General features: G+C 61.8%; 18 protein-coding genes. 7 read left to right on the top strand and 11 right to left on the bottom strand.

Annotated elements, in window-relative coordinates:
• Positions 1-567, bottom strand: a 567-nt coding sequence (locus ACK41X_RS03215) for a radical SAM protein (protein ID WP_409719199.1), incomplete at its 3' end; no start/stop codon positions are given.
• Positions 568-871: 304 nt separating this feature from the next.
• On the opposite strand from ACK41X_RS03215, the gene ACK41X_RS03210 reads away from it, so the two are divergent.
• Entirely contained in the window at positions 872-1783 is a 912-nt protein-coding gene (locus tag ACK41X_RS03210; protein WP_409719197.1) for a LysM peptidoglycan-binding domain-containing protein, read from the top strand.
• Positions 1784-1907: 124 nt separating this feature from the next.
• Here the strand turns inward: ACK41X_RS03210 and ACK41X_RS03205 are convergent, their stop codons facing one another.
• From ACK41X_RS03205 to soxY, 9 genes are all read right to left on the bottom strand, one after another.
• Positions 1908-2297, bottom strand: coding sequence for a c-type cytochrome (locus ACK41X_RS03205; RefSeq protein ID WP_409719195.1), 390 nt, complete (start codon positions 2295-2297; stop codon positions 1908-1910).
• Positions 2298-2316: 19 nt separating this feature from the next.
• Complete coding sequence (locus ACK41X_RS03200; RefSeq protein WP_409719193.1) at positions 2317-3324, bottom strand: MBL fold metallo-hydrolase; 1008 nt, start codon at positions 3322-3324, stop codon at positions 2317-2319.
• Positions 3324-4592, bottom strand: a complete 1269-nt coding sequence (locus ACK41X_RS03195) for an FCSD flavin-binding domain-containing protein (protein WP_409719191.1) — start codon at positions 4590-4592, stop codon at positions 3324-3326. The genes ACK41X_RS03200 and ACK41X_RS03195 overlap by 1 nt, the downstream gene beginning before the upstream one ends.
• On the bottom strand, positions 4589-4954 hold the full coding sequence (locus tag ACK41X_RS03190) for a c-type cytochrome (protein WP_409719189.1): 366 nt from the start codon (positions 4952-4954) through the stop codon (positions 4589-4591). The genes ACK41X_RS03195 and ACK41X_RS03190 overlap by 4 nt, the downstream gene beginning before the upstream one ends.
• A gap of 2 nt (positions 4955-4956) precedes the next feature.
• Positions 4957-5667: a c-type cytochrome gene (locus ACK41X_RS03185; RefSeq protein ID WP_409719187.1), complete on the bottom strand. Its 711-nt coding sequence runs from the start codon at positions 5665-5667 to the stop codon at positions 4957-4959.
• Complete coding sequence (soxC, locus tag ACK41X_RS03180) at positions 5651-6931, bottom strand: sulfite dehydrogenase (protein WP_409719185.1); 1281 nt, start codon at positions 6929-6931, stop codon at positions 5651-5653. Before soxC ends, ACK41X_RS03185 begins: the two co-directional genes overlap by 17 nt.
• A gap of 65 nt (positions 6932-6996) precedes the next feature.
• A complete protein-coding gene (gene soxB / locus ACK41X_RS03175) occupies positions 6997-8679 on the bottom strand; it encodes a thiosulfohydrolase SoxB (RefSeq protein ID WP_409719183.1) in 1683 nt (560 codons plus the stop codon).
• A 90-nt stretch (positions 8680-8769) separates the two neighbouring features.
• Positions 8770-9099 (bottom strand): thiosulfate oxidation carrier complex protein SoxZ, encoded by a 330-nt coding sequence (gene soxZ / locus ACK41X_RS03170; RefSeq protein WP_409719181.1) that lies wholly within the window; start codon positions 9097-9099, stop codon positions 8770-8772.
• A 46-nt stretch (positions 9100-9145) separates the two neighbouring features.
• Positions 9146-9598: a thiosulfate oxidation carrier protein SoxY gene (gene soxY / locus ACK41X_RS03165; protein WP_409719203.1), complete on the bottom strand. Its 453-nt coding sequence runs from the start codon at positions 9596-9598 to the stop codon at positions 9146-9148.
• A gap of 349 nt (positions 9599-9947) precedes the next feature.
• Between soxY and soxA the strand changes: the two genes are divergently transcribed.
• The 3 genes from soxA (at position 9948) to ACK41X_RS03150 (ending at position 12030) form a co-directional block, all read left to right on the top strand.
• A complete protein-coding gene (gene soxA / locus ACK41X_RS03160; protein WP_409719179.1) occupies positions 9948-10775 on the top strand; it encodes a sulfur oxidation c-type cytochrome SoxA in 828 nt (275 codons plus the stop codon).
• Positions 10776-10792: 17 nt separating this feature from the next.
• Positions 10793-11446, top strand: coding sequence for a sulfur oxidation c-type cytochrome SoxX (gene soxX / locus ACK41X_RS03155; protein WP_409719177.1), 654 nt, complete (start codon positions 10793-10795; stop codon positions 11444-11446).
• Between the two features lie 62 nt (positions 11447-11508).
• Positions 11509-12030, top strand: a complete 522-nt coding sequence (locus ACK41X_RS03150; RefSeq protein ID WP_409719176.1) for a DsrE family protein — start codon at positions 11509-11511, stop codon at positions 12028-12030.
• 9 nt (positions 12031-12039) lie between these two features.
• Here the strand turns inward: ACK41X_RS03150 and ACK41X_RS03145 are convergent, their stop codons facing one another.
• The gene (locus ACK41X_RS03145) at positions 12040-12627 is read right to left on the bottom strand and encodes a thioredoxin family protein (RefSeq protein ID WP_409719174.1); all 588 of its coding nucleotides are present in this window, start codon (positions 12625-12627) and stop codon (positions 12040-12042) included.
• 49 nt (positions 12628-12676) lie between these two features.
• Here ACK41X_RS03145 and ACK41X_RS03140 point away from each other — a divergent pair, with 49 nt between their 5' ends.
• From ACK41X_RS03140 to ACK41X_RS03130, 3 genes are all read left to right on the top strand, one after another.
• The gene (locus ACK41X_RS03140; RefSeq protein WP_409719172.1) at positions 12677-13030 is read left to right on the top strand and encodes a thioredoxin family protein; all 354 of its coding nucleotides are present in this window, start codon (positions 12677-12679) and stop codon (positions 13028-13030) included.
• An 84-nt stretch (positions 13031-13114) separates the two neighbouring features.
• A complete protein-coding gene (locus ACK41X_RS03135; RefSeq protein ID WP_409719170.1) occupies positions 13115-13456 on the top strand; it encodes an ArsR/SmtB family transcription factor in 342 nt (113 codons plus the stop codon).
• Positions 13457-13458: 2 nt separating this feature from the next.
• Positions 13459-14595, top strand: coding sequence for a YeeE/YedE family protein (locus ACK41X_RS03130; RefSeq protein ID WP_409719168.1), 1137 nt, complete (start codon positions 13459-13461; stop codon positions 14593-14595).
• The last annotated feature ends 113 nt before the right edge of the window (positions 14596-14708 follow it).

The raw sequence follows: 14708 nt of genomic DNA, 5'->3' as shown, positions 1-14708 counted from the left end.
CGAGATCACCAGCAGTTCCTTGACGCCGGCCGCGACCAGGCGCTCCGCCTCGCGCAGGACGTCTGCGGCCGGTCGTGACACGAGATCGCCGCGCAGCTTCGGGATGATGCAGAAGCTGCAGCGGTTGTTGCAGCCCTCGGAAATCTTCAGATAGGCGTAATGGCGTGGCGTCAGCTTCAGGCCCTGCGGCGGTACGAGATCGACGAATGGTTCGTGCACCGGCGGCAGCGCACGATGCACCGCTTCCATCACGCTCTCGTATTGCTGAGGCCCCGTGATCGCGAGCACGTTTGGAAATCGTGCCGTGATTTTTTCCGGTTCGGCGCCCATGCAGCCGGTGACGATCACCTTGCCGTTTGCCGCCATCGCCTCGCCGATCGCGGCAAGCGATTCAGCCTGAGCCGAATCCAGAAAGCCGCAGGTATTGACGATGGCGATATCGGCGCCGGCATGGCCGCGAGCGAGGTCGTAGCCTTCCGCCCGCAGGCGCGTGATGATGCGCTCGGAATCGACCAGCGCCTTCGGGCAGCCCAGGGACACAAAAGAGATGCGCGGTGCGGCGGTCATCGGCGGGGTATTGGCGTTACGGGGTCAGGGGCGCGCGTTAGGGCAGGCCGGGGGCGGGGTCAATTGCTAAATGCGCCATTCCGTCGGGCGGCGTGATTCCTGTTGCCAGCCGCCGCTCCTGCGCCGCTGGCCCGTCTGCCTGACCTAATAAAAAACGTTGTTAAGTCAGTATCTTACCGGCAAGCCCCGACAATCTTCGGAAAATTTTAACGATATCGGCCGTTCAATCTTCCTGATCCATCCGCCGGCCTCGCCCTGCACAGGGGCGCAGCCCCGCCAGCCCGCCGAAAAGGCTTTGACGCGCATGCGCAATTGGTCTCGCCTTGCCATCGTCGGGGTTTTGTCCGCGGGCCTCACCGGCTGCGGGTCGCTGTCCGCGTTCGAGGGTTTTTTCTCGGCCAATGGTTCGTTCGCACAAAAGGCCCCCGCCACCGGGAAGGCCTATGTGTTCCGCGGCATGGGCGGACGCTTCGCCTCCTTCGAAATGGACTATCTGCGCGACAAGATCGCCGCGAGCGGCATCGACGCCGAGACCTACAACCATATCAACTGGTCCGGTCCCGCCGACGAGGCCATTGCCCGCTACAGGCAGGCGCCGCAGCCGATCATGGCAATGGGGCATTCCGCCGGCGGCGATGCCGCCCTGGCATTCGCCTGGAAGCTGAAGCGGGCGGGCGTGCCGGTCAGTCTGATCGTTGCGTTCGATCCGACGCGCCGGGCGCCGACCGTGCCGAACAATGTCGATCGCTTCATCAACATCTATCAGTCGATGAATTTCTTCGGTGGCGGCTATGTGCGGCCGGACTCCGACTTCCGCGGTCACTTCTCGACGGTCGACCTGCGCAATTACTGGGAAGTGCTGCACGTCAACATGGTCAAGATCCGCGGGCTGCAGGACAAGATCGTGGCCAAGGTGGTGCAGATTTCGACACTGCCGGTTCAGCTCGAGGGCCCGACAGTCCCGATCCGTTACATCATGCCGCGCGGCGAGCCGATCGAGTTGTGGGATTCCGGCGTCGGCGTCAGCGCCGAACCCGGCGACACGGTGCGCACCGTTGCGCAGCGTTACGGGGTGCCGGTCTGGGCGGTGGCCCAGCTCAACGACATCAACCCGAACATGGCGTTACAGCCCGGCCGGCGGCTGATCGTACCGCGTCATCTGGAAACTGCCGCCTTCGGTCCGCCGATGACGAGCTACGTCCCGGTCCAGCAATAGACTGGCTTGGGGCGACGCCGGCTACCTGCTTGAGTCACCGAGACTTGCAAACGCAAAATGGCCGGGCGCAGGGCCCGGCCATCGTTTGCATCGCTGAACAGACGATCGATCAGACGACAGGCATTTACTGCGCCGTCTTCTTGCCGTCCTTGTCGAACTGCTTGAGAAACGCGATAAGGTCCTGGATGCGCTTTTCGTCCTTCAGCCCGGCATAGATCATCTTGGTGCCGGGGATTTTCGCGCGCGGATTCTGGATATATTCGGCGAACACTTTCTCGTCCCAGACGATGCCGGACTTTTTGTTGGCGTCGCTGTAATTGTATCCTTCGATCGTTCCGGCGGTGCGCCCGAACAGTCCGTTGAGAAGCGGGCCGACGCCATTTTTCGCATTTTCTCCGATCTGGTGACAGGCGCGGCATTGCACATACACCTTCTCGCCGGCGGCGGCGTCCTGGGCATGCGCGGGCATGCCGAGGGCGGCGAGAAACAAGGTGGCGGCTGCGATCCTGATCATGTGGTCCTCGAGTGAAGGGTCAGAGTGGAACGAAACGGTAAGCGGTGCCTGAGCGTTCGACGGCGCCATAGCCTGGCCAGGCGAGATGAAATCCGATCAGCGGGGTCCGATCAGAAGCCAGCTGGTCAAGGAGCCGCCTGCGTGTCGCGATGCCCTGATCGCGATCGAAATCCGCGCCGATGCGCCAGTCCGGCCGCGCAAACGAGATTGCCGTATTCGCCAGCACGTCACCACCCACGATCAGCCGTTGGCCGCCGTCTTCGATCACAACCGCCATATGGCCCGGCGTGTGTCCGGGCGTTGCCAGATACGCCAGTCCCGGAGCCAAGGTTTCACCATTCTTGCGGCGCTCGAGCTTGTCCTCGATCGCCTTGAGGATGCGGCTCGATCCAAGCGCCATGCCCTTCAGCGCATCCGGAAGCCGCGACGGCGTATCCGGATCGGTCCAGAAATCCCATTCGGCTGCGGAAATGATGTAGCGGGCATTCGGAAATCGCGGCGCATCATCGAAATCGTCGAGCGCCCCCCAGAGGTGATCGGGATGGCCGTGGGTGAACACCACTTTGGTGATGCTGTCGGGGGCGACGCCGGCGGCTTCCAGATTCTCCTGGAGCTTTCCGGCAGTCTGCTGGAAGTTCGGTCCCGAGCCAGCATCGATCAGGATGCGCTCGTTGCCGGATTTGACGAAAACCACATTCGTCTGAGAGGGCGAGCCAGCCTCCGGCAAACCATGGGCCCTGAACAAGGCGGCGGCCTCGGGGAGCGGGGTTTCCGGCAGCGAGAACGACAGCGGCACGTTCAGGACGCCATCGCTGACCACCGTCACTTCGAGGGCGCCGAGCTTGTAGGTCGCCGGCGCATGCGACGCGATCGCGCGTGTCGCCGGGAGGGCGATGGCGGCGCCGAATCCCGCCAGCAAGGTGCGGCGGTTGAGTGCGGTCCCGACGCAGCCATAAAGGCGGCAGCCCGGATCGCGCGATCCGGGTTCTTCATTGAACGGCCTGTGGCGAAAAGGGTGGCGATACATCACGCAAAAATGTCTGCGATGATGCCCTGATACCAGCCCATATTCTCCGCCTGGGTCTGCTTACGCAGTTCTGCGTCTTCGCCGGTCTTGGAGACGAAGGTTTCGACAGCAGTGATCTTGCCGTCCTTCGGCTCGTAGCGGCCGCCGACTTTCACCGTGTCGTCGGTCTCGATCAGGCTCCAACACGTGTTTGTATAGCGCGCCGGGAAGGTCGGCGATTTCGTCAATTCACCGCGGATCACCATGGCCGCGACCTTGGCCTGGCTGTTGGCGGAGAAGGCCGATTTCGGCATGTCGCCCGCAATCGTGGCATCACCCAGCACGTAGATATTGGCATCCTTTGCCGACTGCATGCTCTCGGGCTTGATCGGACAGAACCCGGTTTCGTTGGCGAGGCCTGCGTCGCGGGCGATCTTTCCGGCCATCTGGGCGGGGATGACGTTGACGAGCTGCGCCTTGTACTCGCCGAGGTCGGTTCTTACGGTCATGGTGGAGGGATCGACGCTCTTGATGCCGCCATGCATCTTGGGATCCTGCCACTCGACCATGCCCGGATAGTGCCGTTCCCAGCCCTCGACGAACAGCGCCTGTTTGGAGAAATTGGCCTTGGGATCGAGCGCGATGATCTTGGACTTGGTGTGGCCCTTGCGCTTGAGCACATGCGCCATCATCGAGATGCGCTCGTAGGGTCCGGGCGGGCAGCGATAGGGATTGGGCGGACAGATCATGACGATGGTCGCGCCGTCGTCGAGAGAATCGAGCTGTTTTTTCAGAAGCTGGGTCTGGGGACCCGGCTTCCAGGCATGCGGCATGATCTCGCTGGCCTTTTCCGAATAGCCCGGGACGGAATCGAACTTGATGTCGATGCCGGGAGCCACGACCAGGCGGTCATAGGGCAGGGCGACGCCGCTCGCGAGACGGACCGTTCTGGTTTCCGGATTGATCGAGTTTGCGGCTTCGTGGACGACGTTCACGCCGTGCTTCGCCAGCCCGGAATAATTGTGCGTGATCGAGGCGAAGTCCCGGAAGTCGCCAAGATAGAGATTGGAATGGAAGCAGGTGACGAACTCTTTCAGCGGTTCGACCAAGGTCACGTTGATGGCGCCCTGCGAGTCGCGGGCGACATATTTGGCGAGCGTCGCCCCGCCCGGACCGCCGCCGATCACGACGACCCGCGGCTTGGCCTGCGCGATCGCCGGTGCGGCGATCATGCCCGCCGTGGCAAGAGCGCCGGCGCCGCCGAGAAACTGTCTACGATTGGTTTTCACGATTTTCCTCCCTCGGGCTTTGCCGGCGCCGGAGCAACGCTCCCGAAATAGGCGGCCAGCGCAGCGATTTCCTCTGGTGACAGGCGACCTGCAATGGTTTGCATGACCGCATGGTTGCGCTTCTTGGTCTTATACTCGTTCATGATCTCGACGAACGAGTCCTCTGGCCATCCCACAATTGGGGGAATGCCGTCAAATCGTCCGGTCAGCTGATGGCAGGTGACGCATTCCGAGGACAAATATTGGCCGAGGGCGCGGTCGCCGGACGCATGCGAAAATGCCGCAGGCAGACTCGCAGCAACCGCACATGCCAAGACGGCGGCCGCAGCACGCTCCAGGCGCTGGGACCCAGTTCTGCCCATCGTTACTCCACCTTCGGACCCTGACCCGGCTCAGGCGTCACATCGATGACCCGGGCGCGGCCGGTCACCGCTGCAACGCCCGGCACGCAATTGCTCATGCATGGATCCTTCTGCCAGAACGCTTTTTCGGCATGTTCACGATCATCATCGAAAAAATTGGCCTCATTGGGAAGCTTGATCGTCCTAAAATTTTTGTCAGTCAGCTCAAAATCTTCCGAAGTAACGATGTCATTGAGAAAAAGTACATAGGCCGTGATGGCGTAGAGCTCGTCGTTGGTCAGTGTCTGCGACGCGCCGAACGGCATCGCACGCCGGATATAGTCGAGCAGCGTGGAGGCGTACGGCCAATAGGAACCGACCGATTTCACAGGATCGTGGCTTGCGAGCGTCTTGGCACCGCCGGCCAGGATCGGCCAGCGGCCGGCGCTCTCGCCGAACTCGCCGTGGCAGGCCGCGCAGCGCTCGACATAGAGCGGTTCGCCCTCCTTGACGGTGCCCTTGCCGACCGGAAGTCCATGGCCGTCCGGGCGGATGTCGATATCCCAGCCGGCGATTTCTTCCGCGGTCGCCTCGCGGCCGATATTGAGCTTCGTGGCGGCCCCCACATTGGCGGCAACCTGAATCGCCTCGGACTTTTTTTGCGCCGCAAGACCGCCGGGCGCCAGCAGACACAACGCAGCGGCGGCGAGAACGAGCTTAGGAAATTTCGACATTCTCGACCTCGCCGTTCGCATGGACGTGCCACGTCTGGATGCCGTTATTGTGGTAGATCGAGTTAACGCCGCGCACCTTGCGCAGCGCGTCCTTGGTCGGCTGGACATAGCCGGTTTCGTCCATGGCGCGCGATTGCAGCAGCAATTCGCGGCCGTCCCAGTCGAACTCGTAGTAGAAGCGGGTGATGGCCTTGTCCCACACCGGACCGTCGAGTTTCGCGGTTCGCCAGTTGCGCCCGCCATCGAGCGAAACGTCGACGCGCGCGATCTTGCCGCGCCCCGACCAGGCGATGCCGGACAGCACGGTGAAGCCATTCTTGTGATTGAGCGGAGCCTGGGGCGAGGGATTGGTGATGACGGATTTGGCGTCCATGACGTAAGTGAATCGTCGGGCTTTGCCGTCCTCGAGAAGGTCGGTGTATTTCGAGGTTTCCTCGCGGTGATGCCAGGGTTGATCGCCGACCTCGATGCGGCGCAGCCACTTGACCCACATATTGGCTTCCCATCCGGGAATTACCGCGCGGACCGGATAGCCATTCTCGGGATAGAGCATTTCACCGTTCATGCGGTAGGCGATCAGGACGTCGTCCAGCGCCTTGGCGAGCGGCAGCGAGCGGGTCATCGCGGCGGAATCGCCGCCCTCCAGCAGCAGCCATTTCGCATTGGTCTTGACGCCGGCTTCCTCGAGCAAAACCTTCAGCGGTACGCCGGTATACATCACGCAATGCACCATGCCGTGCGTATACTGGCAGCCGTTGAGCTGCGCGCCGCGCCATTCCATCCCGGAATTGGCGGCGCATTCGCAGAAATAGGCGCGGTTGACCCGCGGCATCCGCTTGATGTCGTCCAGCGTGAAGATCAGCGCCTTGTCGACAAGCCCGTGGAGGATCAGCCGGTAATCGGCCGGATCGACCTCGGCAATGCCGGAATGATGGCGCTCGAAACACAGACCATTGGGCGTGATCGGACCGTCAAGGGCATGGAGCGGCGTGAAGCTGACCGAGCTTTCCCGCGAGGCGGTGAGCCACTCCACGTCTCGTCGGATGATGTCCTTTTCGAATTCAGAGGGGCGCCCATAGCCGCGCACCGCAACGCCCTCACCAAGAACGCGGGTCCATTCCGGCACATTCGGGGGCAGATTGTCCGGGTTGCCCGCGCGGGTGCCGGCAAGGGCAGTCCCGCCGCCTGCCGCGAGCGCGCTGCCCGCAGCGATCCCGCCGCGCAAAAAGCCCCGGCGCGACGTCAGTCCGGTTCGATCCTTCATGCGCTGTCTCCGGTCCGGTTCAATTTCATCAATGCGTATGTTTGCATATGTCAGGCCAAAATTTTTTACGCGCCGACCACGCGCACATTCGCGAGCTCCTTCGGAGCCACGACCTTTTTCTTCGTCAGATAGTTCATCACCACATCCCAGATCGGCGGTCCTTCGGTGCCTTCGTTCACGCTCGCCCAGCCGGAGACGACATAGTCACGGGACGGCTCGATCGGCTTGCCGGTGCGCACCAGCGTCATGTCGGAGATGCGCTGCCCGCCCGGCTTGCCGACGTCGATGGTGTAGGCCATGCCCCCGACCCGCACCATGTCGCCGCCCTGCTGATAATAGGGATCGGGATAGAACAGGTTGTCGGCGACATCCTCCATGATCTCCTTCAGCCGCGCACCGGTCATGGTCATGCGATAGGCGTTTGGATAGGTGATCGCGGTGGCGTTGTAGACATCCTCGCGGGTGATATCGTCCCCCGGCAGCAGCGAAGCGCCCCAGCGGAAGCCCGGCGACAGCGCGATTTCCGCATCGCGTTCGGCGATCAGCGCATCGCAGATGACGTCGTCCAGCGTGCCGTTGAAATTGCCGCGCCGGTACAGAACCGTTTCGGTGCGCGCCACGCTTTCGCGCAGCATCGTTTCATGCGGCTTGCGGATGGCGTCGATTTTTGCGGCCATTTCGGCGTCCGGCGCGATCACATCGGAGAAAACCGGGATCAGCCGGAAGCGGTGCCCCTTGACCTCGCCGCCCTGGATATCGAGATCGAGCCGCGACACGAACTTGCCGTGGCTTCCGGATGCGACGAGCAGCGTCTTGCCGACCCTGACGACGTCGGGGAGGGCATCGTGGGTATGTGCCGTCAGGATCACGTCGATGCCTTCAACGCGCGAGGCCAGCTTGCGGTCGACATCGAAGCCGTTATGCGACAGCAGCACCACGAGCTGGGCCCCATCCTTGCGGACCTCCTCGACATTTTTGCGCAGGTCGTCCTCGCGGATGCCGAACGACCAGTTCGGGATCATCCAGCGCGGATTGGCAATCGGTGTATAGGGAAATGCCTGGCCGATCACCGCGATCTTGACGCCGCCGCGTTCGAACATCGCCGACGGCTTGAAGGCCGGCTCGTCCCATTCGGTGTCGCGGGTGTTCTGACCAAGGAACGGGAATCCGAGGCTGTCAACGATCTCCTTGACTCGGTCGGTGCCGAGGGTGAATTCCCAATGCCCGACCATGGCATCGGGCTTGATCAGCGACATGCAGTCGACCATGTCCTGGCCCTTCGACATCAGCGAGGTGTAGCTGTTCTGCCAGGTATCGCCGCCATCGAGCAGCAGGACGCGATCACCGCGTTCGGCACGGATCGCCTTGATGACCGTGGCAACGCGGTCGAGCCCGCCCATCTTGCCGTACGTCTTCGCCAAGGCCGCAAAATCCGGATAGGCGAGGCCATAGGCGTCCGCCGAACCGGCCGGGATCCCGTAATGGTCGAGCAGGGCCTTGCCGGTAATGTGGGGCACGAGGCCCTTCACTTCGCCGGTGCCGAGATTGATCGACGGCTCGCGGAAATAGACCGGCCGGAGCTGGGCGTGAATGTCGGTGATATGCAGGATCGTGACATTGCCGAGCGGCTGGAAGCGCAAGAGGTCGTCCTGCGTCAGACGCTGCTGGGCAAAGGCAGAACGCCATCCCGACGGGACGATTGCCGCGGTGGCTGCAGCCAGCTGAATGAAATCGCGCCTTGAAAGCATGCACGCCTCTATCGTTCCCGCACGACCGCCGGGCTGACGAACCGCCAAAATTCACGGTCCGGGCCTTCAGAGACCCGGACCGTCGATATTCTAGAGAACCTTGAGGGTGTCTTCCCCGACGATCTTGGAGCCGTCGTCGTCGATCCAGGTCAACACCACGGGCCCCGATTCCATCGCCTTGAACTTGAACTGGATATACGGGTTGGCGGAGATGGCAGGCTCGAAATCCGCGGCGAACACTTCCTTGCCGTTCACCGTGCAGGTGAATTTGTTGAGGATTTTGCGCGGGATCACCTTGCCGTCTGCGCCCTTGCGCTGACCGGTTTCCATGACATGCGAGACAAGCGCCTTGACCTCGACGATGTCGCCTTTCTTGACTTCCTTCCTGTCGAGTTTGATGCGCGGCTTGGGTGCGGACATTCTGGTCTCCTGACACTGATAATGCGGCTTGGCGTTGGGGACGGGTTCAGCCGCCGCAGCCGCCGATCGTGACCTTCACCTGCTTGCTTGCGGTGTAGAACGATCCGTCGTTCATTTTCGCGATCGCCACGATGTTCTGCGTATTGGCGAGGCGAATGCGGGTATTGGCTTCCGCGATTCCGCTGGCGGGCGAGAAGTGGAAGGTCGCAACGCCGGCCCTCGGGTTGCCATCGGCCAGGATCAGCACTTCCTGGACATACTCCTTGTCGGTCATCGGGCTGTCGACCGACACCGTCATGGGAACCGTATTGCCGTTCTCGGCGATTTCCGGAACGTCGAGCTTGATTTTGCCTGCGACCGGCATCTTTCCGCCGGTGAACTTCTTCGACAGCTCTTCGAGGTCGTTGGCGGCATGGGCGGGAACGGCCGCCTGTCCAAGCGCGGCGGCGGCAATCGCTGCAGCGCCCACGAACAATGTCTGCCGGCGCGTGATCGTCATCGTCATTTCAATCCTCTCCTGATCGTGCCGCCATCATCTGGCGATACACGGCCGAAATTCAAAGGCGGCGTCGGATTCGCATGACAGGAACAAGGCGACAAGCGCGCCGATTGCCTCACGTTTCCTCGCCGTGGTCCGCTTATAGCACGGAACATATTCATTACGTTGAAAGTGTTTACTCAATTCTCCGGCGGCGCGCAACGATTATTCTCCTTTGCGCTGCACAATGAGCAAAGCCTTCTCATGCGGAAAAATGCATGTATTGTTTCGTGTAAATGGCCACTTGATCTGCAAGGCCGATGCTTCGTACTCCGACACGGAGCGCATAATCAACGCGGGAGGGAAGAGCGTGAGATTCAGCACAACAATTGCGGCGGCCATTTGTATTGGCGCACTGTCCGCAATCGGTATCGCCGTTGCGCAAGATGCCGAAACCGAAAAGGCGATCGAGCGCTATCGGCAGATGTTGCGCGAGGATCCCTGGAGCAATCCGGGCCTCCTCGATTCCGACCGCGGCGAGGCGTTGTGGAAAACACCACGCGGACCGAAGAATGTCAGCCTGGAGCAATGCGACCTCGGCAAGGGCCCCGGCGTCGTGAAAGGCGCGTTCGCCGAATTGCCACGCTATTTCAAGGATGCCGATCGCGTCATGGATGCCGAAACCCGCATCCTGTGGTGCATGGAGCAGTTGCAGGGATTTAACGCGGCAGACCTTGTGAAGCGGCCGCATCCGGGCGGAGGCCAGCCGGTGAAGGAACTGGGTGCGATCGCCACCTGGGTTGCGCACGAGTCGTCGGGCGAGAAATATTCGGCCCAGCTCGATCATCCAAAGGAGAAGGAGGTCGTTGCGCTGGGTGAGGATCTGTTCTTCCGCAGGTCGGGTCCGTTCGACTTTTCCTGCGCAACCTGTCATGCGGCCGAGGGGCTGCGAATCCGGCTACAGGGACTGCCGCATCTCACCGATCCGAAGGAAGCCAGCAAGGTTGTTGGCGAATGGCCGGCCTATCGCGTGTCATCGACACATGTCATGACGATGCAGCACCGGCTGTTCGATTGCTATTGGCAGATGCGTATGCCGCAGTTGCAGCTTGGCTCCGACGCGAGCGTTGCGCTGATTGCCTATCTCACCAAACAGGCGGCCGGCGGCGAAATCGCCGCTCCCGGGTTGAAGCGCTGAGCGAAGGGAGAAACATCATGAGAAAGCTTCCCTTCACTGCTGCCGCCGGGTCTGTGCTGGCGGGTTCCGTGGTGGCAGGTTCCTTGTTGGCGGGTTCCTTGGCGCTCGCGCAGCAGAAGCCGGCCGTGGCTCCTGGCGTTGCCGATGCGGCGATCAAGGCCGCTTTCCCAGGCGCACCCGAACAATTCGTCCCGCGGCTGGCGCAGGACGAAACCATGAAACAATGCTCGGCCACGCGGAACGATCCGCCCAAGGCCATGGCCGAAGAAATCCAGAAGCGCGAGAAGGCGACGATCGAATATCCGGCCGACGGCACGTTCATTGGTGACTGGAAGAAGGGCGAGGCGCTGGCACAGAGCGGCTATGGCATGCGCTTCACCGACTATCCGCCAGCGCGCGCCAATGGCGGCAATTGCTATGCCTGCCACCAGATATCGAAGCAGGAAGTGAGCTACGGCACGCTCGGGCCGAGCCTCTATCAATACGGCAAGCTGCGCGATTTCAAGGAAGCCGAGGCGAAAGCGGTCTACGAGAAAATATATAACTCCCACGCCGCACTTCCATGTTCGAATATGCCACGCTTCGGCACGAATAAAGTCTTGACCATCGAGCAGATCAAGGATGCTGTGGCGCTCCTGATGAGCCCGGACAGTCCGGTCAACAAGGACTGACCGCTCTCGTGAATGTGCAGGCCGGCGCGACGAAGCGCCGGCCAAGTCCCATGGAGAGAAGCATGACGAGGTCCAGTACCAGCCGGCGCGGATTCATCGGTGCGCTCGCGCTTTCAGGGGCCGCGATCGGTGCATCGCGTGTTGTTGCTGCGCCAGCGAAGCTCAACCCGAGCGACGTCAAGAAGGATACCGATATCGCATGTCTCTATCATTGCGATTTCGGCGATGTCGGCCGCTTCTCGCAGATGCTGACCAACATGAACAATCACCTGTCGGCCTACGAGTTCGACTCGCTGCGGCTCAAACTCGTGATCGTCGCGCACGGTCCGGGCATCAAATTCTTCCTGTCCGACCGCAGCGGCACGCCGTGGGAAAAGGACCAGATCGACGACGATATCTTCAAGCGGTTTGTCGGCCTGACCAAGTTCGGCGTCGAGGCCTATCTGTGCGAGATCACCTACAAGCGCCAGAACGTCGACATGGCCAAGACCCGCGACGATCCGGCGATCAAGTTCGTCCCCTCGGGCGTTGCCACGGTGGGAGAATTGCAGGGCAAAGGCTTCGCTTATCTGAAGGTCGGCTGAGGCACAAGTTCAGCTGTTGGCCTTCAGATAGTCAATCAGGCTCGACTTCTCGTAGGCCCTGTCGGCGACGAACCGGAACATCGCAACGAACGGCTTCGGCTCCATATAGCCCTGCCAGCGCGCCACCTCGCGCGCCTGCGGCGCCTTCTGCGCCAGTCCGTCGGCACGCTCGGGGAAGAACTGGAAGGTCGGCGTCGAGCGGATGCCGTATTTGCGCGCAAACGCCTTTTCGGGCAGTCGCTCGCCGTCGAAATCGGTGACGTCGCGTGCGCCGATGATGTTGAGCTGCAACAGCTCGAACTTGTCCTTGATGAAGTTTTCGATGGCCGGGTCCGCGAGATTGACCTCGTGGATCCGCTTGCAATAGGGGCAGCCTTTCAGCTCCCACATGATCAGGAAACGCTTGCCCTTGTCGGCGGCCTCTTTGAGATCGTCGTTCAGATCGAGCAGGCTCTCCATGAACCACGGCTTGGTGTAGAGGCCGTCGTCATTGAGCTTCAGCCCGCTTGCCAAGGCGGGCAGCGCGGCCAGGGACGCCGCGGCGCCGCCAAGCAGACCGCGGCGCGAGAGACGGACCGGTCTATGTGGTATATTCATGATTTTGAAATTATATGCCGGAAAACGCCCGGCGCAAAGGACATCAGCGATGTGGATTTGGAAAGCCCTCTGCATTCTTGCCGCAACGGTCGCAGTGACCACCGGCGCCGCCGTGCCGGCGCTGTCGGCAGAGCTCGTGATGTATCGCAGGGCCGGCTGTCCGTATTGTCTGGCCTGGGACCGGGAGATCGGACCGGTCTATCCCAAGACCGAGATTGGCAAGACATTGCCGCTGCGGCAGGTGCATCTTGACCGCGGCAAGGACAGCTCGGTCGAATTGAAGAGCCCGATCATCTACACGCCGACCTTCGTGCTGGTCGAGGACGGCAAGGAAAAGGCGCGGATCGAGGGTTATCCGGGTGAATTCTTTTTTTGGGGCGTTTTGGAAAAGCTTTTGCTCTAGCGCCGCCGCAAATTGAAAGTTCCATCCCTTTCAAATACTTGCAGAATGGCGCATGTATTGTCGCACCCCGGATGGAGCGACCCGATGGCCACGGTCCTGGCTCGCAAGCCAAAAAAACCCGAATTCGACATCGACGATCTGATGAAGAACGCGCAGGCCGCGAGCGAATTGCTCAAGGCGCTCTCGCATGAGGCGCGGCTGGTTATCCTGTGTTTGCTGATCGATGGCGAGAAGTCCGTCACCGAGATCGAACAACTTCTGAACCTGCGCCAGCCGGCGGTGTCCCAGCAACTCGCGCGCCTGCGCGCCGACGATCTGGTCGAGACCCGGCGTGACGGCAAGAACATCTATTACTCGGTCGCGCGCCCTGAAGTCCGTCAGGTGATCGAGGCCCTGCACGCTGCATTCTGCGCTCCGAAGGTGTGACGATGTTTGACGATATTCCGCTCAACCTGCTGCGTTTCCTGCTCGGGCTTGGGCTCGGTGCATTTTTCGGTTTCGTTGCACGCCGCGGACGGTTCTGCACGCTCGGGGCCATCGAGGACTCGGTCTATGCCAGTGACACGCGCCGCCTGCGCAGCTGGCTGCTTGCGATCGCTGTCGCGATTGTCGGCGTGCACCTGCTGGAAGCCTATGGCGAGCTCGAAGTCGCCAAGTCGATCTATGTCGGATCGCGGCTGGAACTCGGCGCGCTGATCCTTGGCGGACTGATCTTCGGCTTCGGTATGGCACTGAACGGCACCTGCGGGATGGGCACGCTGCGCCAGATCGGCGGCGGCGACCTGCGTGCGGTTGTTGCGTTTCTGGTGATGGGTGTCGCCGCGATGATGACGATGCGCGGACTGACCGGCGTTGTCCGCGTGGCCGTAACCGATCCGCTCGCGGTCGATCTTGGCGCGTCCGCGACGCAACGCCTGCCCCTGCTTGCGGGCCTGAGCGGGCAGGGCGCAACCATTGCAGCGATTGCAGTCGGTGTGGCGATCGCGGCCTATGCCTTTGCCCATCGCGGCTTCCGCGCCACTCCGCGTTTTGCCGTCACCGGTTTTTTGATCGGCGCGGTCGTCGTGGCCGGCTGGTGGGCGACCGGCATCGTGGGCTACGATTCCTTCGATACCCGCCGCATCGAATCCTTCACCTTTGTCGGTCCCCTCGGCGAGACATTGCTGTATGGCATGCTGTCGACCGCGCTTTCGCTCGACTTCCCGATCGGCGCCGTTCTTGGTTTCGTGATCGGTGCTTTCGTTGCCGCAGCATCCGATGGGACATTTCGCTGGCAGATCCCGGCGAGCGCTGCGGAGTTCCGCCGGCGCGTCATCGGCGCCTTCATGATGGGCTTCGGCGGCATCACCGCACTGGGATGCACCATCGGACAAGGCGTAACCGGAGTGTCGACGCTGTCGGTCGGATCGATGATCGCGATCGTCTCGATCGTCGCGGGCGCGCGGCTCGGTCTCTACTGGGTGGTGGAGCGCGGGCAAGGCGCGCGCAAGGCCGCCATCGGTTCGCCGGTTCCGGCTGCGGCCGGCAATATGCGGATGACTCGCGTCAGCTGTACCGAGCCGTGATACAGCTTTTGCCGGCATTAATCATCCGCCTGCCGACATCCAGAATATAGCGCCGCGCGCCCCCGCGCGGCGTTGACACGTTGCTGCGGCTCACCAAGAATATCGAATAACGG

This window comes from Pseudorhodoplanes sp. (assembly GCF_046289595.1).
Taxonomy (GTDB): domain Bacteria; phylum Pseudomonadota; class Alphaproteobacteria; order Rhizobiales; family Xanthobacteraceae; genus Pseudorhodoplanes.
This window is presented reverse-complemented; position numbering and strand designations above follow the sequence as displayed.